Origin of the sequence: Mycobacterium sp. MS1601 (assembly GCF_001984215.1) — a bacterium.
Taxonomy (GTDB): Bacteria; Actinomycetota; Actinomycetes; order Mycobacteriales; family Mycobacteriaceae; genus Mycobacterium.
In genome coordinates this window covers 5,084,673-5,104,450 of sequence record NZ_CP019420.1, presented here as the reverse complement: position 1 = coordinate 5,104,450, position 19,778 = coordinate 5,084,673, and the positions used below count along the sequence as shown (strand labels likewise).

Genomic DNA, 19,778 nt, shown 5'->3' with positions numbered 1-19,778 from the left:
ACCACCATGACCGTCATCGATGACCAGTACACCGGCCATGTCGAACCAGGCACCGGAGCCCGGCGCTCACTCCCTGCGGCCTCCCTGGTCAAAGTGTCGGTGGGCCCGATGGACAACAACGCTTACGTGGTGACGTGTTCCCGGACCGGGCAGTCACTACTCATCGATGCTGCCAACGACGCCGAGACCCTGCTCGAGGTGCTCGAGGCCCACGCCCCGAAGTTGGCGCTGATCGTCACCACCCACCAGCACCACGACCACTGGCAGGCGCTGGAAGCGGTGGCCTCGGCCACCGGTGCGCCCACCGCGGCCAGCGCCGTCGACGGCAAGGAACTGCCGGTGCCGCCCAGCCGGGTGTTGGCCGACGGGGACACTCTCACCATCGGTGAGCTGTCCTTCGACGTGATCGCCCTGCGCGGCCACACTCCGGGTTCGGTGGCACTGGCCCTCGGCGGCGAGGCCACCGGCGGGGTCACCCACCTGTTCACCGGTGACTGCCTGTTCCCGGGCGGGGTGGGCAAGACCTGGCAGCCCGGAGATTTCGAGACGCTGCTCGGCGACGTCTCCACCAAGGTGTTCGACGTCTACGACGACGCGACGGTGGTCTACCCGGGTCACGGTGACGACACCACCCTGGGCACGGAGCGCCCGCACCTCGGCGAATGGCGCGACCGAGGATTCTGACCTAGGTGGTGTGCACGATCAAAACGTCCGTTTTGGACCGCGGTGCCGACCTACCCGCGACCTAGGTGGTGTGCACGATCAAAACGTCCGTCTTGGACCGCCGTGCGACATTGGCAGGCACCGAACCGAGCAGGCGACCCGCGATGGTGCTCAGCCCGACATTGCCCACCACCAGCAGGTCGGCCTTGACCTCATCGGCCAGTTCGACGAGGGCGTCGACGGGAGCACCCACGATGGGCCGCTCCTCGATGTTGGCCGCACCTGCGGCTTTGGCACGGTCTTTGGCCTCACGCAGGATCGCGTAGATGGGCGCGTTACCCGAGAGCTTGTAGCCCTCGTCCTTGAGGATGTCGGCGCCGCGGGAGTCTTCGGCAGACGGGAAGTAAGCGGTGGCGATGATGACCTTCGCGTCCGGATCCGAGGCCAGAGCTCCCGCCCGATCGACGGCACGCAGCGAAGAATCCGAGCCATCGGTGCCGACCACCACGGTCTTGTAGCCGCTCATCCATACCCTCCAAGAAGTTCGATCACAACCGTTCCGGTTACAACGCCAACCGAAACAGTAACCCGTTACCAGTGGGCATCGGGCACATTTGGCGGACACATACGCCCGGATCCGCACGCCGATTGTGTTCCCGACCTGCAGAAAAAGCGGTGCACCAACCAGTCGGGTGAGCTTGCCGACACGTGTCAAACATCTCAGCCTCCACGTTGCCCCCACCACAGTGGAGATCCCACGGTGAGCCGGACCACTTGGCGGACAACACAACTCGAGGCCTGTCCGTCGGGGGCGAAAGATGTTGCCACGAGCGGTTTCCCCACATGCCAAGATCACTGCATGACGCTGTTCTTGCTTCGGTCCGCGATCACCGGATTCGCCCTGTGGGTCGTCACGCTGCTGGTCCCCGGCATCTATTTCGTGGGTGGCGAGGACAGCACCGCAGCGCGCGTCGGGATCATCTTCGTGGTGGCAGTGATATTCGGGCTTGTCAACGCCATCATCAAGCCCATCGTCCAGTTCATCGCCATCCCGCTCTACATCCTGACGCTCGGCCTCATCCACATCGTCATCAATGCGTGGATGCTGTGGGTCACCTCCTGGATCACCCGCAACACCACCCACTGGGGCCTGGACGTCGACGAGTTCTGGTGGACCGCGATCTGGGGCGCGATCGTGCTGTCCATCGTCAGTTGGCTTCTGTCGCTTCTGATCCCGGACACCACCCGCAGCTGACTGCTACAGCTGCGGGCGGCATCATCCGAGCTCAGCCCCAACCCTCGCGGCGGTCCGCCGGCGGGGTACCCGGCAGGGTCACGCCATCAGCGTCCGTGGCGGTCGCCGACCAGCTGGTGCCCTCACAGATGAAGCTGGTGGGATTCAGCGGGATGTTGTCGGGCAGCGGCACCGGAATGCCTGGGATCTCAGGCAGGTCCAGACCCGGCTGCGGGAACAGGCTCGCGAATCCGGAGGCATTCGCCGGCGGAGCACCCAGAGTCGGCTGCGGGATCAGGCTGGTGACCCACGACGACGTGGTACCCAGCACCGGCAGCACACCCGGAGGCATCTGCGACGCCTGATCGAACACCTGCGCGCCGGGAGTTCCCGGTGCCGGCGGCGTCGTCAGACCCAGGTCGGTGGCAGCCGATGTCCCGGAGACCGGACCCGTTGGGGGCGTGTTGATCTGGATACCGGTCGGAATGCTGGTGCCGGGACCACCCGGGCTCGGAGGAACCGCGGCAGGCCCACCGGTCGGCACACCACCACCGGGCACACCCGGCCCCGGCGGAGTCACACCCGGCACACCCGTCGGCACACCACCACCGGGCACACCCGGCCCCGGCGGAGTCACACCCGGCACACCCGTCGGCACACCACCGCCCGGCACACCCGGCCCCGGCGGAGTCACACCCGGCACACCCGTCGGCACACCACCACCGGGCACACCCGGCGTGGGCGGGTTCCCGATTCCGATTCCGGTCGGGATCCCCGCCGGCGGTCCGCCGACCACCGCGGGAGCACCAACGGGCTGGCCGACACCGGCGGCATCAGCGATAGGCGCGCCGGAAGCATCCGAGATCGGCGCACCCGGGACACCAGGCAGACCCGCGGCGCCACCGGCACCGCCACCAGCTCCAGCACCCTCACCGGCACCTCCGGCCGGAGCGGCCAGCGCCGAGGCGTCGGCGATCGGGGCGCCACCCGGAGCACCGGGCGGAGGGATCGGCGCACCACCGGCGTCGGCGATGGGAGCACCCGCGGGCAGACCGCCCGGAGGGACGGCGCCGCCACCGGGCAGACCGGCGGGCACAGCCGGGGCAGGCGGTCCGGGCGGGGTCACCAGGCCGCCGTTGTCGACAACCGGGATACCTGGAGTGCCCGGTCCCGGCGGGGTCACCACACCACCGTTGTCCACCACCGGAACACCAGGCGTACCCGGTCCCGGCGGCGTCACCACACCACCGTCGTCCACCACCGGAACACCAGGCGTACCGGGTCCCGGCGGCGTCACCACACCACCGTCGTCCACCACCGGAACACCAGGGTTCCCGGGGTGGGCGGAGTGTCGATGCTTCCGGTCTCGACCACCGGCGCGCCGGGCGCACCCGGAGCGGGCGGAGTCACCACACCGGCGTTGTCGACCACGGGAGCCCCCGGGACACCGGGAGCCGGCGGTGTCGAGATTCCGGTGTTCTCCAACGTCGGCACACCGGGGTCGACCGGCAGCGGCGGGGTGGAGATACTGCCGGAATCCACGATCGGCGCGCCCGGACCACCCGGCACAGGCGGGGTCGAGACATTGTTGGGCTGCAAGCTCGGAGTGGCCGGGTAGCTGCCGCCCGGCGGGATGTTGATGCTCGGCGGCTCGACGGTACGCAGCTCGGGAGTGGGGGGCTCGCCGGGGTTCAAGCCGATGTAGGGCGTGATCCTCGGCTCACCCGGCGTGCCCGGAGTACCCGGGGTGACGATCTGGTGCGTCTCGACCAGCGGCTCGCCCGGGGTGGGCGGCGTACCGGGGGTGAACTCCACCCCGTTGTCTCCGGCCGGTCCACCCGGCATCGGAGGTGTCGGAGGTGTCGCGACGTTTCCGGTTTCGACCACCGGTACACCGGGGACGCCGGGAGCGGGCGGGGCCACGATGTTGCCGGCGTCCACCACCGGGATGCCGGGAGCACCCGGGGCAGGCGGATGGACCACAGCGCCGCTGTCGAACACCGGTGCGCCAGGCGCGCCCGGGGCCGGCGGCGTGGCACCAGAACCGTTGTCAGCCAACGGAACAGCTGGAGCACCCGGAGCGGGCGGGGCCACCACCCCACCGTTGTCGACCACCGGAACACCGGGAGCACCCGGGGCGGGCGGTGTAGCACCAGAACCGTTGTCAGCCAACGGAACACCGGGACCGCCCGGAGCGGGCGGAGCCACCACATCACCGTTGTCGACGATCGGCGCGCCAGGAATGCCGGGTCCCGGAGGTGCGACAACACCACCGTTGTCGACGATGGGGGCGCCGGGAACGCCGGGTCCCGGAGGTGCGACGACGCCACCGTTGTCGACGATGGGGGCGGCCGGGATCGGCGGAGCCGGAGGCGGTCCCGTGTCGATGACACCACCCGTCGGGATCGGCGGCGCGCCCTCCGCGGCCGGGGCGATACCGGCGGAGGCATCCATCACAGGCAAGCCTTCGATGCCGGGGGCAGCGGCAGGAGCGCCGGCGCCGCCACCCGGACCTTCACCCGCTCCGACACCTCCGCCGGCACCCAGGGCACCCGCATCAGCGATCGGGGCGCCCTCGGCGCCGGGGGCGCCGGCACCTGCTGCGTCGAGGACCGGCGCACCACCGGGAGGCAGCGCGGTGTCGATGGCGCCGCCGGTCGGGATCGCCGGAGCACCGGGGGCCGGCGGAAGCACGCCCGCGGAGGAGTCGATGGCAGGCAAGGCCGGACCGCCGGGGCCCGGAGGCAGCCCAGCGCCGGAGGAATCAACCAGCGGCGCACCGGGTGTGCCGGGACCACCAGGGAGTGCACCAGATGTCGAGGTGACGCCAGGGCCACCCGGGGTACCGGGACCACCCGGTAACACACCCGTCGTCGACGCGACCTCGGGAGCACCGGGACCGCCCGGGCCACCCGGGATGGCACCGGATGTCGGAACGGCGGCGGAGCCACCCGGGGTACCGGGACCACCCGGCAACACACCCGTCGTCGACTCCACCCCGGGGGAACCGGGACTGCCTGGGAGTGGCGGAGTTCCACCGGAGGTGGAGGTGACCGCGGGGCCGCCGGGGGCGCCGGGGACGCCCGGCAGCGCAGCCCTGGTCGAGGTCGGGGCAGGCCCACCGGGATAACCAGGCAGGTTCGGGGTCACCCGCGCGGTCGAGTCCGCTGCGTCGGTCACGGGCAGCCCGGGCGAACCTGGCAACAAATTGGTGGTCGACCGCAGAAGCTGCTCAGGGCCCATCCCGGGTGAACCGACACCGGGGACTGCTGTCGTGATGTTCTCCACCGAGCCCGGCGTGCCGGGAGTCGCGGGACCGAAGTCCTTGAGAATTCCCACACAGGGGATGCCGGGACTGGCAGGAGCCTCGGCGAGCATCATCGTCAACGGGGTGACGAGCTGAACCGCCCACAGACACCCTGCAGTCGCAGCGGCGCCTATGGCGATGCGATTCGTGGTCTTTGACATGTTCTCCCCGGCTTCTCGTACAGCGGTGTTCGCGGCAGAACGTATCCAGGGTTTGCTGCTTTGCCGGCGCGACAATTCACAGGTTTATGGAACCGTTGCAAAGGAGTGGCGATCCGGTTACCGGACGCCACCGTCTACAGGGGTTTTGCCTGTTGAGCGGAACACCTTGACCGTCCCATCGGCGTGTCGCGCGTCCCACATCCGGGACCTACGCGGCGGCACCGCAAATCGGACGAGGTAAATACACGTTAGCCATTTAGCAGCAAACCAGGGTCGCTGCCAGCCCCGCACACAACGGCGGCGCGGCGCCCCGAGTACCTGGGGACGCCGCGCCGTCGAGCACTTCTGCGTGGGGCTACTCGCGCATGTCCAGCACCGGGGTGGGCCGCCGGAACCCCCGGGTGACCGCTACCAACCACAGGAAGCCCAGACCCAGCCAGATCAACCCGATGGTCAGCGCGGAACTCGACAGACTGGTCCACAGCCACACCGTGAGCACGAAGCCGATACCGGGCAGCACCAGGTTGTTCAGCACGTTCTTCTCACCGGCGTCGACGAAGTAGTGCTTGATCACCGTCAGGTTGACCGCCGAGAACGCCACCAGCGCACCGAAGCTCACCACCGAGGCCAGCAGCGCGAGGTCGATCACGACCGCGAGCAACGAAATCACCGAGACCACCAGGATGGCCCAGGTGGGTGTGCTGAACTTGACTGAGACATGCCCGAACACCTTGCGCGGCAGCACACCGTCACGGCCCATGGCGTACAGGATTCGCGCCACCGAAGCCTGGGACGTGAGCGCCGAGCCGGCGGCACCGGCGACGTAGGCGGCGGTGAAGAACGCCGACAGGAACGCGCCTCCGGCGGCAGTCATGACATCCAGCGAGCCGGAGTCGACATCGGCGAAAGCGTTGGACGGAAACACCAGCTGGGCGACGTACGCCAGGACGATGAACAGCACACCGCAGATGAGCGTAGCCAGCATGATGGCCTTCGGTACATCACGCTTGGCATCCTTGGCTTCCTCGGAAAGTGTTGACACCGCGTCGAATCCGAGGAACGACAGACACAGGATGGCCGCACCGGCCAGCACCGGCGCCAGTCCGCCGGCGCTACCGTCACCGGCAAACGGCGCCATGACATCCACGGTGCCTGAACCGGAGATCGCCACTGCCGACATCACCAGGAACACCACGATGAAGACAGCCTGAACCGCGATGATCAGCACATTGGCTCGGGCCACCGAGACGATGCCGACGATGTTGAGCACCGTGACCGCCAGGATGGTGACGATGATGATGGCCCACTGCGGAATCGCGGGCACAGCGGCGTTCAGGTACAACCCGATCACCATGTAGTTGAGCATCGGCAGGAACAGGTAATCCAGCAGCAGTGACCAGCCGGCCAGGAAGCCGACGGGGGCGCCGAACGTCTTCTGCGTGTAGGTGTACGCCGAGCCGGCGACGGGGTAGGCCCCCGCCATGCGCGCATACGAGCGGGCGGTGAAGATCATCGCCGCAAGGGTGAAGACGTAGGACAGCGGCACTCTGCCACCGGATTCCACCGTGACGATGCCGTAGGTGGTGAACACGGTGAGCGGCACCATGTAGACCAACCCGAAGAGCGTCAGCGAGGGAACCCGAGTGCGCGACGCAGCCTGCCCTCGTTGTCACCCGGAAGAGGCTGGCCGGCCGCGGAATTCGCGGGCGCTGTTGATGACATGGGAATCCCTTCAGTGTGTTGCTGTGAAGACGAGTTGGTGGCGCAGATAGGTGCGCAAGATCCGGATGGCCGGAATGTCCAGAGGCGTTGCGGTGCGAGGGTCGCGATCCAGCCACACCACATCCACGCTGGCGCCCGGTTCTATTCGGCCCCAACTTGTTTCGGCGAATGCCTGGTAGGCCACCCCGGCGGTGCCGGCCAGCAACGCGGCCTCGATGGGCAGAATCTCTTGCGCCGTCCACCCATCCGCCGGCTCACCGTCCACCGTGCGCCGCGACACCGCGACGGCGATGCCGTCCAGCGGAGCCCCCGAGGACACCGGCCAATCCGAACCGAACGCCAGGGCGGCACCCGTTCCCGACAGCGTGTTCATCCGGTACTGCTTGTCGGCCCGCTCAGTGCCCAGCCGCGGGATCGTCAGTTCGGTCATCAGGTCGTCGAGCTGCGCCCACAACGGCTGCATGTTGGGAATGACACCCAACTGCGCGTAGCGGCTGATGTCGGCGTCATCGACCAGTTGGTTGTGCGCGATCACCGGACGGCGATCCCGAACTCCGTTGTTTCGCACCACGTATTCGATGGCGTCCAGCGCCTGGCGGACGGCGGCGTCGCCGATGGCGTGAATGTGGATCTGCAGGCCGAGCTCGTCGACTCGGCGGGCGGCCTCGGCCAGCGAATCGTTCTCCCACACCGTCATCCCGTGGCTGTGCAGACCCGAGCAGTAGGGCTGCAGCAGCGCACCTGTCTCGTTCTCCACCACACCGTCGGCGAAGAACTTGACCGTCTGACAGGTCAGATACGGGGAATCGAGTTCGTCGACACGGCGGCGGGACTCGGCGAACCGTTCGATCTGCGCGTCGAAGTGCCGCGGATCCGCGTAGAGCGCGAGGTTGAACCGAACCCCCAGTTCGCCGCGCCGCGCCGCTTCGAGGTAGGTGTCGACGTCGGCGGGCTCCACCCAGGCGTCCTGCACCCACGTGACGCCCCGGGCGGTGTAGTAGTCCGCGGCGGTGCGCAGCGCGGCCACCCGCACCTCCTCGTCGCGAGGAGGTGCGGCCGCCATCACCAGGTCGACGGCTCCCCATTCGCGCAGTGTGCCCAACACGGAACCGTCTGCACGGTGCGGAATCTCACCCATCTGCGGGTCCGGGGTGTCGGCGGTGATGCCGGCACGCTCCAAGGCCACCGAGTTGCACCACACCGTGTGGTAGTCCCAGGCCCGCAGCACCACCGGACGGTCGGGCACGGCCGCATCCAGCCAGCGGGCGTCGAACAGGCCGTCGGGCGCCAGGCTCGAGTCGTAGGACGCGCCCAGGATCCACTCCTGGTCGGGGTGTTCGGCGGCGTACTTTCCGACCGTCTCGACGATCTCGTCAACCGAGCGGCAAGGCCGCACCAACGGCCCCGCCGCTTCCAGCCCACCGTAGAGCGGGTGTGCGTGGCCGTCACCGAAGGACGGCATCAGGAAGCCGCCGGCCAGGTCCACCACCTCGGCGTCACCCGCGCCGGCCCGGGCGGCGTCCCCGAGGGCCTGCACCACTCCATCGGCGACCAGCAGGGCGTCGGTCTCCCCTGCCGGACCCGTCCAGATCACCCCGTTGGTGAACAGTGTGGCGCTCACTTGACGACCGCCGTCGCGGCGTGGCCGGCACCGTAAGGATGTTGGGTGTCAACGGGTTCGGTGAGTGCGCCGTAGGAGTCCGGCCGCCTGGTCAACAGGAAGGGGAACAGCTCCAGCCAGTCCCGGCGCTGGTCGAGGTCCAGGTCGGCCACCAGGACCGCCTCCTCGTCGCGGGGAGCCTGCACCAGCACCCTGCCATAGGGGTCGGAGATGAATGACGAGCCGTAGAACGACAGAGTGCCTTCGTCGCCGGTGCGGTTGGGCACCACCATGAACAGTCCGCTGTTGATGCCGTTGGCAACGATCACCTGCTGCCACAGCGGCTGAGTGTCGAAGGCAGGGAACTTCGGCTCGGATCCGATGGCTGTGGGGTACACGACGATCTCGGCCCCGCCGAGGGAGTAGGCGCGCGCCACCTCGGGAAACCATTCGTCCCAGCAGGTCGGCATCCCGATGCGCGCGTCCAAGCCGTTCGGTTGGTACACCGGATAGGCGTCGTCGACCGCCGGCCCGGCCCGGAAGTAGGTGTCTTCGTAGTAGCCCGCCGAGATCGGGATGTGCATCTTGCGGGTGCGCCCCACCAGTTCACCCGCCGGCGAAACCAGGATGGCGGTGTTGAAGCCCAGCCCGTCGCCGCCGTCGGCCCGCTCGTACAGCGAGGCGTGCACGTAGATCCCGTGGGCGGCGGCGGCCTCGACGGCGAACTGCCATGTCGGCCCGCCGATGAGCGGCTCGGCGAGGGCACCGGCATTCACCCCCGCCGCCACGTCCGCCGGATACCGCAGCAGCGTGATCTCCGGCAGGAACACCACCCGTGCACCCTCGGCGGCAGCTTGCGCGATGCCGCCGCGCAGGACATCGAGCAGCTCGGCGCGGTCCGGGCGCCACCGGTGCTGCACCAATGCCACCCGAAGCGGCGGCCGGTCGGACGTGGTGGTCCGTGACAGTGGATCGGGCGCAGCGGCCATGACAGTGAGCATCCATCTCCTAAAACGAATGAGTTTCGTTTAGTGTGATACCAACCACAGCCGAGCGCAAGGGACGTGACATGGGTAGACCCCCGGTACCGCTGCTCTCCGCGGACCGCATCGCCGTCGTGGCACTGGAGCTGGTCAATTCGACGGGCGGATTCACCATCCCCGCGCTCGCCCACAAGCTGGGCGTACGGCCGTCCTCGCTGTACAACCACGTGTCCGGGCGCGATCAGATCGTCGAACTGCTGCGCGAACGCGCCATGTCGGGGGTAAAACTGCCCGCCGACGACCCGGAGCGGCCGTGGGCCGACACCCTTGCCGACATCATGCGGTCCTACCGCGACAGCTTCGCCCGCTATCCGCGGCTGATCCCCCTGCTGACCATCCATGCGGTGAACAGCACCCAGGCATTAATCATGTACAACGCGGTGGCGGTGACGCTGGCGCGCGCCGGCTTCACCGCCGCGGACACTCTGCGGACCATCACGCTGATCGACAACTATGTGCTGGGGTCCGCCCTGGACCTGGCCGCACCGGATGAACCGTGGACGGCGAGTGCCGATGTGGGCCCGGACCTGGCTGCCGCGCTGGCCACTGGAGCACCCAAGCCGACCAGGGCCGACGACGCCTTCGAATGGGGTTTGGCGGTGCTGTTGCGCGGACTGGCCCGGTAGCCTGGCGCTATGACGGTCAGACTCCTGGTAGGTGGCGCCTGCGTCGCGTTCGGTGCGTTGACGGCCGGGACCGCGAGCGCCGAACCCGGACCTCCACCGGTGCCCCCGATACCGAACCCGGTCTACGGCCCGGGCTCCATGCAGGAGCCGGTGGGTTATCTGGGCGACATGTGGCAGACCTTCCACACCGAGAATCCGATGGGGGCACTCACCGCGCCGCCGGTACCGGCACCCGGTGCACCTCCCGGAGCCGGCAGCGGCCCGCCGTTGCCACCGGGAACGATCTCACTGACTGCGCCGGGCACATCGACGGCGCCCATGCAGGGCGAGTGGCTGGGACCGCTGCCCGGCATGCCTGCCGCACCGCTGGTGCCCCCGGCCCCCTGAGCGCCGATCCCCTCTGGTTCTCCCCGGGCCTCTACTCGATGAGTTTTGCGGTCTGTCGGTGTCCAACCAGGTGACATCAGCACCCTCGACAGCACCGCACCGGAGGCACTCGTGAGCAGAACGAACCTTTCGATGTCCATCTCCGCCGACGGCTTTGTCGCCGGACCCGACCAGTCCGCAGACAACCCACTGGGTGTCGGTGGCGAGAAACTGCACACCTGGCACATCGGGCCTGCCGCAGACCATCCGGTGAACAAGCAGGTTGCCGGGGAGATGCTGGACGACATGAAGGCGACGATCATGGGGCGCAACATGTTCGGCCCCGTCCGCGGCGAGTGGGGATCCTCGGACTGGCACGGCTGGTGGGGCGAGGAACCGCCGTACCACTGCCCGGTGTTCGTCCTGACCCACTACCCGCATGAGCCGATCGAGCTGAAGGGCGGCACCACGTTCTTCTTCGTCACCGACGGCATCGAGTCCGCCTACCGGCAAGCGACGAAGATCGCGGCGGGTGGGCCCATCTCGATCGCCGGTGGAGCGTCATGCGCCCGCCAGGCACTGGCGGCGGGGATTGTCGACGAGATCGATCTGCAAGTGAGCCCCGAGATCCTCGGATCCGGGGAACGCCTCTTCGAGGGCTTTGCGCCGGGCAATCCCCACCTCGACCTGGTCCGGGTGCTTGAGGCTCCCGGTGTCGCGCACCTGAGGTACCAGGTTCGGCGATGACGCCCCGCTGTGCGAGCGGATGACGGGATTCGAACCCGTGTAAACGGCTTTGCAGGCCGGTGCCTTGCCACTCAGCCACACCCGCACTACCGATGACTGTGCCAAACGGCAGCGACGCGCAACACCGTTGGAATCTGCGTGATCCCAACGGAACGGGATAACGTTCGCAAATGCAGACTTTGCTGGCCGAGGCCGGATTCTTCGATGGGCCCGGGCAGGGCAGCCGGCAGATCATCGAACTGCTGGTGGCCTTTACGCTCACCGCGCTGATCGGCCTGGAGCGCGAGATCCAGGGCAAGAGTGCGGGGTTGCGGACCCAGGCCATCGTGGGTACCTCGGCGGCGTTGATCCTGCTGGTCAGCAAGTACGGCTTCCACGATGTCCTCGCGGCGGGCACCGTCGAGGTCGACCCGTCTCGGGTCGCCGCCCAGATCGTTTCTGGCATAGGCTTTCTCGGCGCCGGATTGATCATCACCCGCCGCGGGGCGGTGCACGGCCTGACCACGGCCGCGGCGGTGTGGGAAAGCGCCGCGATCGGCATGGCCGCAGGCGCCGGGTTGTTGCTGCTGGCCGTCACGGTGACGGTGTTGCACTTCGTCATCGTCCTCGGCTTCGCCCCGGTGGCGCGTCGACTCAACGCCCGGCTGCGCGGCACCATCAGACTGCACCTGACCTATACCGACAACGCGGGCGTGATGCGGCAGGTGCTGCAGATCTGCGACCGGCACCGTTGGCGACTCAATGAACTGGCATCCGACCTGCCGACCGACACACCGTCGTCGGGCGCTGCTCAGGTGGGCGTGACGATGGCACTGTCCGGGTCCGGCATTCTGCAGGCGCCGGCAGTGTTGGCGCAGATCAGCGGCGTCACAGCGCTGCGGCAACTAGACGAGCAGGCCGAGTAGCTCGCACCGTCGCCACTACGCCGACAAGCGCCAGTACCGCGAACACCCCGTACATCGACCGTGCAGCGGACTCGTCACCGCCGTGGCCCAGGTTCACCACCACTCCGGCCAGCCCGGCACCGAAAGCACCGCACATCAGTTGCACAGTGTTGATGGCCGCCGCCGCGGTTCCGCTGTCGCCGGCATCGCCGGCCATCGCCCATGCGGACAGGTGCGGCCAGGCCATCCCGACGCCGACGCCCATCGTCAACAGGGCAAACACCCAGATCGCGACTACCCAGGGCGGGGCATCGACCATCTGCGTCGCGGCGGCCGTTCCGAGACCGACGGCCATCACCGCCGGCGCCACCGCCACCACGCGCCTGGCTGTTGATGGCGAACGCAGAGAGGCGCTGGCGATCTCCCCGGTTGTCCAACCCACCGACACCGCGACGCCGAGAAAACCGGCCACCACGGGCACCAGATGCGCCAACCGCTGGCCGAAAAGCGGCACGTACATGTCGACCATGGTCACAGCCATCAGCACACCCAGCGAGAGATAGATCCACTTCAGCGGTCCCGGCCCAAAAGCACTGCGCGGCAACACCGATACCTTTACCCGGCGATCCACCACCAGGAAGATGCCCATGAGGGCCACGCCGAGCAGCAGCAGGGCCGCGGTGAGCGCCAGGTTGCGCGGTATGCCTGCCACGCTCACTGTCAATGCCGCCGCACCCAAGAGCAGCAGCGACCAGATCGGAATGCGGAACGGGGCCACCTCCTCGCCCGGGCGTCGGCCCGCCAGCGCGAACGGAACCAGTACAGCCACAGCCGCGGTGGCAACCAACAGAAATCCGAAAGCCCACCGCCACAGGCCAAATTGGGCGAAGAGCCCTCCCGCGGCCGGCCCCAGCAGGGTGCCCACTCCCCACATTGCCGCCACCAGCGCCGACGCCTTTGTCCACAATGCCTGCGGCAGAGCCGCATTGATCACCGCGTAGCCCAGCCCCGCCAGCACTCCCCCACCCAGGCCCTGCACCGTCCGCCCGACCAGCAGCACCTCCATGGCGGGCGCCAAGGCGCACAGCACCGTGCCGGCGGCGAACACCGACATGGCGCCCAGGTAGGACACTCGGGGACCGAGGCGCGTGAGAATGGGGCTCACGGTGGTGGCGGCAACCACCGATGCCACCAGGTACACGGTGGTGACCCACGAGTAGAACCGCTGGCCACCGATGTCGGCGACTGCGCTGGGCAGCAAGCTGATGGTGATGAATTCATTGGTGGCATACAGCGCCACACCACCTGCGAGCACAGTCGACGTGCCCACGTTGGCTGGACCAAGCAGCTGACGCCACGTCCCGGTTTCGTTCACGCCGTAGACGGTAGAACCTCAACCGCAGTTCAGTTCAAATCGGCCTACTTCAGTCCGGCGGCGTCCATCCCGCGAAGTTCCTTCTTCAGATCGGCGATCTCATCGCGGATCCGGCCGGCGAGTTCGAACTGCAGGTCGCGGGCCGCGGCCATCATCTGTTCCGTCATGTCCTTGATGAGGTCGGCCAGCTCGGCCCGCGGCATACTGGAGGTGTCGCGGCCCTCGAAGACGCCGGCGCTGACCGCTCGGCCCTTCTCCCCCTGCGCTCGGCGGCCGCGTGACGAGTTGCGACCGGACCCGCCGACCTCCACCGTGTCACTGTCATCGGCCTCTCGGTACACCTGGTCGAGGATGTCGGCGATCTTCTTCCGCAGCGGCTGCGGGTCGATGCCGTGCTCCTTGTTGTAGGCGACCTGCTTCTCCCGGCGACGCTCGGTCTCTTCGATGGCGACTTTCATGGAGTCGGTGATCTTGTCGGCATACATGTGCACTTCGCCGGAGACGTTGCGGGCCGCGCGGCCGATGGTCTGGATCAGACTGCGCGGTGAGCGCAGGAACCCTTCCTTGTCGGCGTCGAGGATGGCCACCAGCGACACCTCGGGCAGGTCCAGGCCCTCACGCAGCAGGTTGATGCCCACCAGCACGTCGTACTCACCGAGGCGCAACTGCCGCAGCAACTCCACCCGCCGCAGGGTGTCGACCTCGGAGTGCAAGTAACGCACCCGGATTCCCATCTCCAGCAGATAGTCGGTGAGGTCCTCGGCCATCTTCTTGGTCAAGGTGGTGACCAGCACGCGTTCGTCACGCTCGGTGCGCAGCCGGATCTCAGCGATCAGGTCGTCGATCTGGCCCTTGGTGGGTTTAACGATCACCTGCGGATCCACCAGGCCGGTGGGCCTGATGACCTGCTCGACGAATTCGCCTGCGGCCTGGCTGATCTCGTAGTCGCCCGGAGTGGCCGAAAGATACACCGTCTGCCCAATGCGGTCGGCGAATTCCTCCCACGTCAGCGGGCGGTTGTCGACCGCCGAGGGCAGACGGAAACCGAAGTCGACGAGGTTGCGCTTGCGCGACATGTCGCCTTCATACATGCCGCCGATCTGCGGCACCGTGACATGGGACTCGTCGATCACCATCAGGAAGTCTTCGGGGAAATAGTCGATCAGCGTCGCCGGTGCGGTGCCCGGACCCCGGCCGTCGATGTGCCGCGAGTAGTTCTCGATACCCGAGCAGAAGCCGACCTGCTTCATCATCTCGAGGTCATAGTTGGTACGCATCCGAAGTCGCTGCGCTTCGAGGAGTTTGCCCTGACCTTCCAGCTCAGCCAGGCGCTCCTCGAGTTCAGCCTCGATGCTGGAGATGGCCATGGCCATCCGTTCCGGGCCCGCCACGTAATGGGTGGCCGGGAAGACCCGCAGTGAATCGACCTGGCGGACCACATCACCGGTGAGTGGGTGCATGTAGTACAGCGCCTCGATCTCGTCACCGAAGTACTCGATGCGCACCGCCAGTTCCTCATACGACGGGATGATCTCGACGGTGTCGCCCCGCACCCGGAAGGTGCCCCGGGTGAAGGACATGTCGTTGCGGGTGTACTGCACATCGACCAGCAGACGCAGCAGCCCGTCCCGCGGCACCTCGTCGCCGACCTTCAACTCCACCGAGCGGTCCAGGTACGACTGTGGCGTGCCGAGACCGTAGATGCACGACACCGACGCCACCACCACCACATCGCGCCGCGACAACAGATTGGACGTGGCCGAATGGCGCAGCCGCTCGACGTCGTCGTTGATCGAGCTGTCCTTCTCGATATAGGTGTCCGTCTGCGCGATGTACGCCTCGGGTTGGTAGTAGTCGTAGTACGAGACGAAGTACTCGACGGCGTTGTTGGGCAGCATCTCGCGCAGCTCGTTGGCCAACTGAGCGGCAAGTGTCTTGTTGGGCGCCATCACCAGGGTGGGCCGCTGGAGCCGCTCGATGAGCCAGGCAGTGGTGGCCGACTTACCGGTGCCGGTGGCACCCAGCAGCACCACGTCCCGTTCACCGGCGCGGATACGACGTTCCAGCTCTTCGATGGCAGCGGGCTGGTCCCCAGCCGGTTGGTACTCACTGACCACCTCGAACTGGCCGCCCGCGCGCAGCAGGCCGTCCACCGCGTCGGCGGCGGGTCGGTACTCCGAGTGCGCGAGTACGGGATGTTCGGTTGCGAAAGCCATGTTCACCAGGTTAGAACCACGCACCGACAGCTGCGATTCCCTCGCCTAGGCTGGGCGTATCCATCCACCCAAGAACGAGACATTCGACCTGGCCGCCCGCACCAACGTCGACCCGAAGGGGTTCGTCCGGGCGGTCGACGTCTTCGTGCGTGAACCCTGGGGCCTGTACATGGCCCGCCCGACGCCCGGCCGCGCTCAGTTCCATCACCTGGAGTCGTGGTTGTTGCCCACACTCGATCTTCGCGCGAATGTCTTCCACTGGAACGCCGGGCACGAGCGCGATCAGGACTTCTATCTCGACATCGGCGAGATCACCGTCGACGGCGACGTCTGGCGGACAGTCGACCACTACCTCGACCTGGTGGTGCGCACCGATCGAAGCACTGAACTGCTCGACGTCGACGAACTGCTGGAGGCCCACAAAGCGGGCCTGATCAGCGCCCGGACTGCGGAAAAGGCAATCCATACCGCGGTGTCCACCACCGCGGGGTTGACCGCACACGGGCATAATCTGTTAGCTTGGCTAGCGAGTAACGGAATGAATCTCTCCTGGCGATGAAGGCATAGTGTCAGCGATCATGAACTCCCCGGTACGCGTGGTTACCGCCACCGCGCTACTGCTTGCTGTGTTCACCCCCGGCGTCGCCTCCGCGGAGCCCGTCACCGACACCCCCACGGTTGAGCCCGCCCCGTCGACCGAAGTGCTGCACAACGTCACCTACCGCACCCGTGTCGACGGCGTGTCCCGAGGCGCCAGCGTCACCTGGGCCGCCCAGGACAACCGCATCCAGACCGAAAACCCCACCATGGTGCCCGGGCGCGTGTTCGAGACGCAGACCGTGCTGCCGGCCTCCGGGACGGCCAACGTGCGGCTGTCCATCCAGTGGCCGTACTCCGCCAACCTGCACTGCGAGATCCTGATAGACGACCAGCTGGTGGCACAGGCCGACGACTTCGTGGCACCCCGGGTACTGCCGCAGCGCGACGACCCCGATTTCGGGTCGCTGACCTGTGAAGCGCCGGTGGCCGGCGTGCCCGCACCACCGCCGCCGCCCGACGAGCCAGTGGATCCGGCTCTGCCGCCCGCCTGATTCAGGGACGCCAGCCGGTGGCATCGGCCCACGCCCACGCCCGGGCGTAGATGTCGTCACCGGACTCCCCCGGATTGGCCGCCGCCCAGTCCGGATACAGCAGCGCGAACCGTTGATTGGGCCACCCGTCGACGCGCAGATGGACATTCGCCGGGCGACCGGGGTCTGCCGAGCCATGAAAGCGCTTGTGCCACAGAGCTTCATCGGTGTCTGAATCCAGCTGCTGGTCTCCGGTGACGTCCTCGACACGCGGATAGCCGGCCGCCAGCAATGCGTCACCGAGCTCATCGGCGGTGGCCAGCGAATCGACCGTCACCTGGATGTCGAGCACGTCAGCAGCCTCATGGCCGGCCACCGCCGTCGCCCCCACGTGGTCGATCCGCAGGGCTCGGTGCCCGCAGGCGGTGTTGAGCCGCGCCACCGCCCGCCGCGCCTGCTTCGGCCACTCGGGGTCATACGGCACCACCAGCGACGCCGCAACGGCCGGAGTGTGGTGCTCCACATTGTGCGCAAACGGCAGGATCCGGTGATGCCAGAGCGTGCGCGCCTGCTCGGCGAGCTCCTCCGCGGAGCCGGCGTTGTCCAGCCACACGTCGGCGACGGCTTCGCGCTCTTCGACGGTGGCCTGAGCCTTGATGCGCGCCCGGGCATCGTCCTCACTGAAGTCGCGGTACTCGATGAGCCGCCGAACACGGACGTCCTCGTCGGCGTGGACGATGATCACCAACGGGAACATCGGCGCCATCCGGGATTCCACCAACAACGGGATGTCTTCGACGATCACGGCGTCAGGGGCTGCGGCCTCGATGAGCTCGGAGCGCCGCTTGCCCACCAGGGGGTGGACGATCCCGTTCAGAGTCTGGCGCTTCTGCTCGTCACCGAACGCGATGGCGGCCAACGCAGGACGGTTCAGAGCACCGTCGGGCGCCAAGATGCCGTGGCCGAAGGCCTCGACAAGCGCCGCCAGCCCTGGCGTGCCGGGTTCGACGACCTCGCGGGCGATCACGTCACCATCGACGATGACTCCCCCGAGCTCACTGAAAGTCCTTGAGACGGTGGATTTTCCGGCACCGATACCACCCGACAAACCGATCCGCAGCACTGTCCTGCCTCATCTAGAAGGTGCGAAAAAAGAACCGCGCAGTACGTCCGAAGACGTACTGCGCGGCTTCACTCGGCGAATTGAGTGTCTTTGTGCTGCTACGCGTTACCGGCGAGCTTCTCGCGCAGTGCGGCGAGCTGGGCATCGCTGGCAAGCGATCCACCAGCGGACTCGCCCGAGCTGGACGAGGTGGTTCCGCTGGTCGCGGGCCGACTGGCGGCTTCCGCCTCGGCAGCGGCGAACTTCTCCATCTGCGCAGTGTGCATCTTGTGGCGACGCTCGGCCTCGGCGTACCGGGCCTCCCACTCGTTGCGCTGCTTGTCGAAGCCCTCGAGCCATTCGTTGGTCTCGGCGTCGAAGCCTTCGGGGAAGATGTAGTTGCCGGCCTCGTCGTAGCTGTCGGCCATGCCGTACTTCGACGGGTCGAACTCGTCGGTGTAGTCCTCGTTGGCCTGCTTGAGGCTCAACGAGATCCGGCGACGCTCGAGGTCGATGTCGATGACCTTGACCATGGCGTCATCGCCGACGGCGACAACCTGGTCCGGCACCTCGACATGACGCTCAGCCAGCTCGGAGATGTGCACCAGACCCTCGATGCCCTCTTCGACCCGGACGAACGCACCGAACGGCACCAGCTTGGTGACCTTGCCGGGCACGATCTGGCCGATGGCATGGGTACGAGCGAAGTGGCGCCACGGATCTTCCTGAGTGGCCTTGAGCGACAGCGAAACCCGCTCGCGGTCCATGTCGACGTCGAGCACCTCGACGGTGACCTCGTCGCCCACCTGGACAACCTCGGACGGGTGGTCGATGTGCTTCCACGACAGCTCGGAGACGTGCACCAGGCCGTCGACGCCGCCGAGATCGACGAACGCGCCGAAGTTGACGATCGACGAGACGACACCCTTGCGGATGGCACCCTTCTGCAGCTGGTTGAGGAACTCGCTGCGGACCTCGGACTGGGTCTGCTCCAGCCAGGCACGGCGGGACAGCACCACGTTGTTGCGGTTCTTGTCCAGCTCGATGATCTTGGCCTCGATCTCCTTGCCGATGTACGGCTGCAGATCGCGGACACGACGCATCTCCACCAGCGACGCGGGCAGGAAGCCGCGCAGACCGATGTCGAGGATCAGGCCGCCCTTGACGACCTCGATGACGGTGCCCTTGACGGCCTCGTCCTTCTCCTTCAGTTCTTCGATGGTGCCCCAGGCACGCTCGTACTGAGCGCGCTTCTTGGACAGGATCAGTCGGCCTTCTTTGTCCTCTTTGGTGAGAACGAGGGCTTCGACCTCATCGCCGACGGACACAACCTCATTGGGGTCGACGTCGTGCTTGATGGAGAGTTCGCGCGAAGGGATGACACCTTCGGTCTTGTAGCCGATGTCGAGCAAGACTTCGTCACGGTCAACCTTGACGATGGTCCCTTCGACGATGTCGCCATCGTTGAAGTATTTGATGGTCTTGTCGATGGCGGCGAGAAAATCCTCAGCCGAGCCGATATCATTGACGGCTACTTGCGGCGAGGTGGCGACGGGACTTGGCATATGGTGGATAGCTCCGGACAGGTTGGGTAGTAGGGGCAGGTTGAGCTCGGTGACCTGAGCACGAAACGCACACAGATACCTGTCGAGGTTACTCGAC

At 67.2% G+C, this 19,778-nt stretch carries 17 protein-coding genes, 1 tRNA gene and 1 pseudogene; 8 read left to right on the top strand and 11 right to left on the bottom strand.

The window, feature by feature from the left end:
* The first annotated feature begins 6 nt into the window (after window positions 1–6).
* Window positions 7–684, top strand: coding sequence for an MBL fold metallo-hydrolase (locus BVC93_RS24605; protein WP_083741308.1), 678 nt, complete (start codon window positions 7–9; stop codon window positions 682–684).
* A gap of 61 nt (window positions 685–745) precedes the next feature.
* On the opposite strand, the gene BVC93_RS24600 is transcribed toward BVC93_RS24605, so the two are convergent.
* On the bottom strand, window positions 746–1,189 hold the full coding sequence (locus BVC93_RS24600) for a universal stress protein (RefSeq protein WP_083739731.1): 444 nt from the start codon (window positions 1,187–1,189) through the stop codon (window positions 746–748).
* 333 nt (window positions 1,190–1,522) lie between these two features.
* On the opposite strand from BVC93_RS24600, the gene BVC93_RS24595 reads away from it, so the two are divergent.
* Entirely contained in the window at window positions 1,523–1,918 is a 396-nt protein-coding gene (locus tag BVC93_RS24595) for a phage holin family protein (protein WP_083739730.1), read from the top strand.
* A 31-nt stretch (window positions 1,919–1,949) separates the two neighbouring features.
* Here the strand turns inward: BVC93_RS24595 and BVC93_RS24590 are convergent, their stop codons facing one another.
* The 5 genes and pseudogenes from BVC93_RS24590 to BVC93_RS24565 all read right to left on the bottom strand — a co-directional run bounded on the left by BVC93_RS24590 (window position 1,950) and on the right by BVC93_RS24565 (window position 9,688).
* Window positions 1,950–3,215 carry a hypothetical protein gene (locus BVC93_RS24590; RefSeq protein ID WP_083739729.1) on the bottom strand — a complete coding sequence of 422 codons (1,266 nt, stop codon included), beginning with the start codon at window positions 3,213–3,215 and terminating at the stop codon, window positions 1,950–1,952.
* Window positions 3,191–5,365, bottom strand: a complete 2,175-nt coding sequence (locus tag BVC93_RS33250; RefSeq protein WP_157517062.1) for a hypothetical protein — start codon at window positions 5,363–5,365, stop codon at window positions 3,191–3,193. Before BVC93_RS33250 ends, BVC93_RS24590 begins: the two co-directional genes overlap by 25 nt.
* A gap of 355 nt (window positions 5,366–5,720) precedes the next feature.
* Window positions 5,721–7,087 (bottom strand): annotated as a pseudogene (locus BVC93_RS24575) (APC family permease).
* A 10-nt stretch (window positions 7,088–7,097) separates the two neighbouring features.
* Complete coding sequence (locus tag BVC93_RS24570; protein ID WP_083739726.1) at window positions 7,098–8,708, bottom strand: amidohydrolase; 1,611 nt, start codon at window positions 8,706–8,708, stop codon at window positions 7,098–7,100.
* Window positions 8,705–9,688, bottom strand: a complete 984-nt coding sequence (locus BVC93_RS24565; RefSeq protein WP_083739725.1) for a nitrilase-related carbon-nitrogen hydrolase — start codon at window positions 9,686–9,688, stop codon at window positions 8,705–8,707. The genes BVC93_RS24570 and BVC93_RS24565 overlap by 4 nt, the downstream gene beginning before the upstream one ends.
* Window positions 9,689–9,756: 68 nt before the next feature.
* On the opposite strand from BVC93_RS24565, the gene BVC93_RS24560 reads away from it, so the two are divergent.
* The 3 genes from BVC93_RS24560 to BVC93_RS24550 all read left to right on the top strand — a co-directional run bounded on the left by BVC93_RS24560 (window position 9,757) and on the right by BVC93_RS24550 (window position 11,469).
* Window positions 9,757–10,356 carry a TetR/AcrR family transcriptional regulator gene (locus BVC93_RS24560; protein ID WP_083739724.1) on the top strand — a complete coding sequence of 200 codons (600 nt, stop codon included), beginning with the start codon at window positions 9,757–9,759 and terminating at the stop codon, window positions 10,354–10,356.
* A gap of 9 nt (window positions 10,357–10,365) precedes the next feature.
* Window positions 10,366–10,743, top strand: coding sequence for a hypothetical protein (locus BVC93_RS24555; protein ID WP_083739723.1), 378 nt, complete (start codon window positions 10,366–10,368; stop codon window positions 10,741–10,743).
* A gap of 111 nt (window positions 10,744–10,854) precedes the next feature.
* Entirely contained in the window at window positions 10,855–11,469 is a 615-nt protein-coding gene (locus BVC93_RS24550; RefSeq protein ID WP_083741307.1) for a dihydrofolate reductase family protein, read from the top strand.
* A gap of 14 nt (window positions 11,470–11,483) precedes the next feature.
* Here the strand turns inward: BVC93_RS24550 and BVC93_RS24545 are convergent.
* Window positions 11,484–11,554, bottom strand: a tRNA-Cys gene (locus tag BVC93_RS24545).
* Between the two features lie 85 nt (window positions 11,555–11,639).
* On the opposite strand from BVC93_RS24545, the gene BVC93_RS24540 reads away from it, so the two are divergent.
* Window positions 11,640–12,374, top strand: a complete 735-nt coding sequence (locus BVC93_RS24540; protein ID WP_083739722.1) for an MgtC/SapB family protein — start codon at window positions 11,640–11,642, stop codon at window positions 12,372–12,374.
* Here BVC93_RS24540 and BVC93_RS24535 read toward each other — a convergent pair.
* The gene (locus BVC93_RS24535) at window positions 12,337–13,728 is read right to left on the bottom strand and encodes an MFS transporter (protein ID WP_083739721.1); all 1,392 of its coding nucleotides are present in this window, start codon (window positions 13,726–13,728) and stop codon (window positions 12,337–12,339) included. The two genes, BVC93_RS24540 and BVC93_RS24535, sit on opposite strands and share 38 nt — an antisense overlap.
* Window positions 13,729–13,772: 44 nt before the next feature.
* Window positions 13,773–15,944: an excinuclease ABC subunit UvrB gene (uvrB, locus tag BVC93_RS24530; RefSeq protein ID WP_083741306.1), complete on the bottom strand. Its 2,172-nt coding sequence runs from the start codon at window positions 15,942–15,944 to the stop codon at window positions 13,773–13,775.
* 58 nt (window positions 15,945–16,002) lie between these two features.
* Between uvrB and BVC93_RS24525 the strand changes: the two genes are divergently transcribed.
* Window positions 16,003–16,503, top strand: a complete 501-nt coding sequence (locus tag BVC93_RS24525; RefSeq protein ID WP_083739720.1) for a DUF402 domain-containing protein — start codon at window positions 16,003–16,005, stop codon at window positions 16,501–16,503.
* A 19-nt stretch (window positions 16,504–16,522) separates the two neighbouring features.
* A complete protein-coding gene (locus BVC93_RS24520; protein ID WP_083739719.1) occupies window positions 16,523–17,035 on the top strand; it encodes a hypothetical protein in 513 nt (170 codons plus the stop codon).
* Window position 17,036: 1 nt separating this feature from the next.
* Here BVC93_RS24520 and coaE read toward each other — a convergent pair whose 3' ends face one another.
* A complete protein-coding gene (gene coaE / locus BVC93_RS24515) occupies window positions 17,037–18,137 on the bottom strand; it encodes a dephospho-CoA kinase (RefSeq protein ID WP_083739718.1) in 1,101 nt (366 codons plus the stop codon).
* A 98-nt stretch (window positions 18,138–18,235) separates the two neighbouring features.
* Window positions 18,236–19,681, bottom strand: a complete 1,446-nt coding sequence (rpsA, locus tag BVC93_RS24510; RefSeq protein WP_083739717.1) for a 30S ribosomal protein S1 — start codon at window positions 19,679–19,681, stop codon at window positions 18,236–18,238.
* Window positions 19,682–19,778 lie beyond the last annotated feature (97 nt).

What these genes read in the sequence shown, in the direction of transcription:
- BVC93_RS33250 (WP_157517062.1), bottom strand. Translation starts at nt 5,365, where the DNA reads ATGTCAAAGACCACGAATCGCATCGCCATAGGCGCCGCTGCGACTGCA.
- BVC93_RS24600 (WP_083739731.1), bottom strand. Translation starts at nt 1,189, where the DNA reads ATGAGCGGCTACAAGACCGTGGTGGTCGGCACCGATGGCTCGGATTCT.
- BVC93_RS24565 (WP_083739725.1), bottom strand. Translation starts at nt 9,688, where the DNA reads ATGCTCACTGTCATGGCCGCTGCGCCCGATCCACTGTCACGGACCACC.
- BVC93_RS24605 (WP_083741308.1), top strand. Translation starts at nt 7, where the DNA reads ATGACCGTCATCGATGACCAGTACACCGGCCATGTCGAACCAGGCACC.
- BVC93_RS24560 (WP_083739724.1), top strand. Translation starts at nt 9,757, where the DNA reads ATGGGTAGACCCCCGGTACCGCTGCTCTCCGCGGACCGCATCGCCGTC.
- BVC93_RS24540 (WP_083739722.1), top strand. Translation starts at nt 11,640, where the DNA reads ATGCAGACTTTGCTGGCCGAGGCCGGATTCTTCGATGGGCCCGGGCAG.
- rpsA (WP_083739717.1), bottom strand. Translation starts at nt 19,681, where the DNA reads ATGCCAAGTCCCGTCGCCACCTCGCCGCAAGTAGCCGTCAATGATATC.
- BVC93_RS24520 (WP_083739719.1), top strand. Translation starts at nt 16,523, where the DNA reads ATGAACTCCCCGGTACGCGTGGTTACCGCCACCGCGCTACTGCTTGCT.
- BVC93_RS24595 (WP_083739730.1), top strand. Translation starts at nt 1,523, where the DNA reads ATGACGCTGTTCTTGCTTCGGTCCGCGATCACCGGATTCGCCCTGTGG.
- uvrB (WP_083741306.1), bottom strand. Translation starts at nt 15,944, where the DNA reads ATGGCTTTCGCAACCGAACATCCCGTACTCGCGCACTCGGAGTACCGA.
- BVC93_RS24555 (WP_083739723.1), top strand. Translation starts at nt 10,366, where the DNA reads ATGACGGTCAGACTCCTGGTAGGTGGCGCCTGCGTCGCGTTCGGTGCG.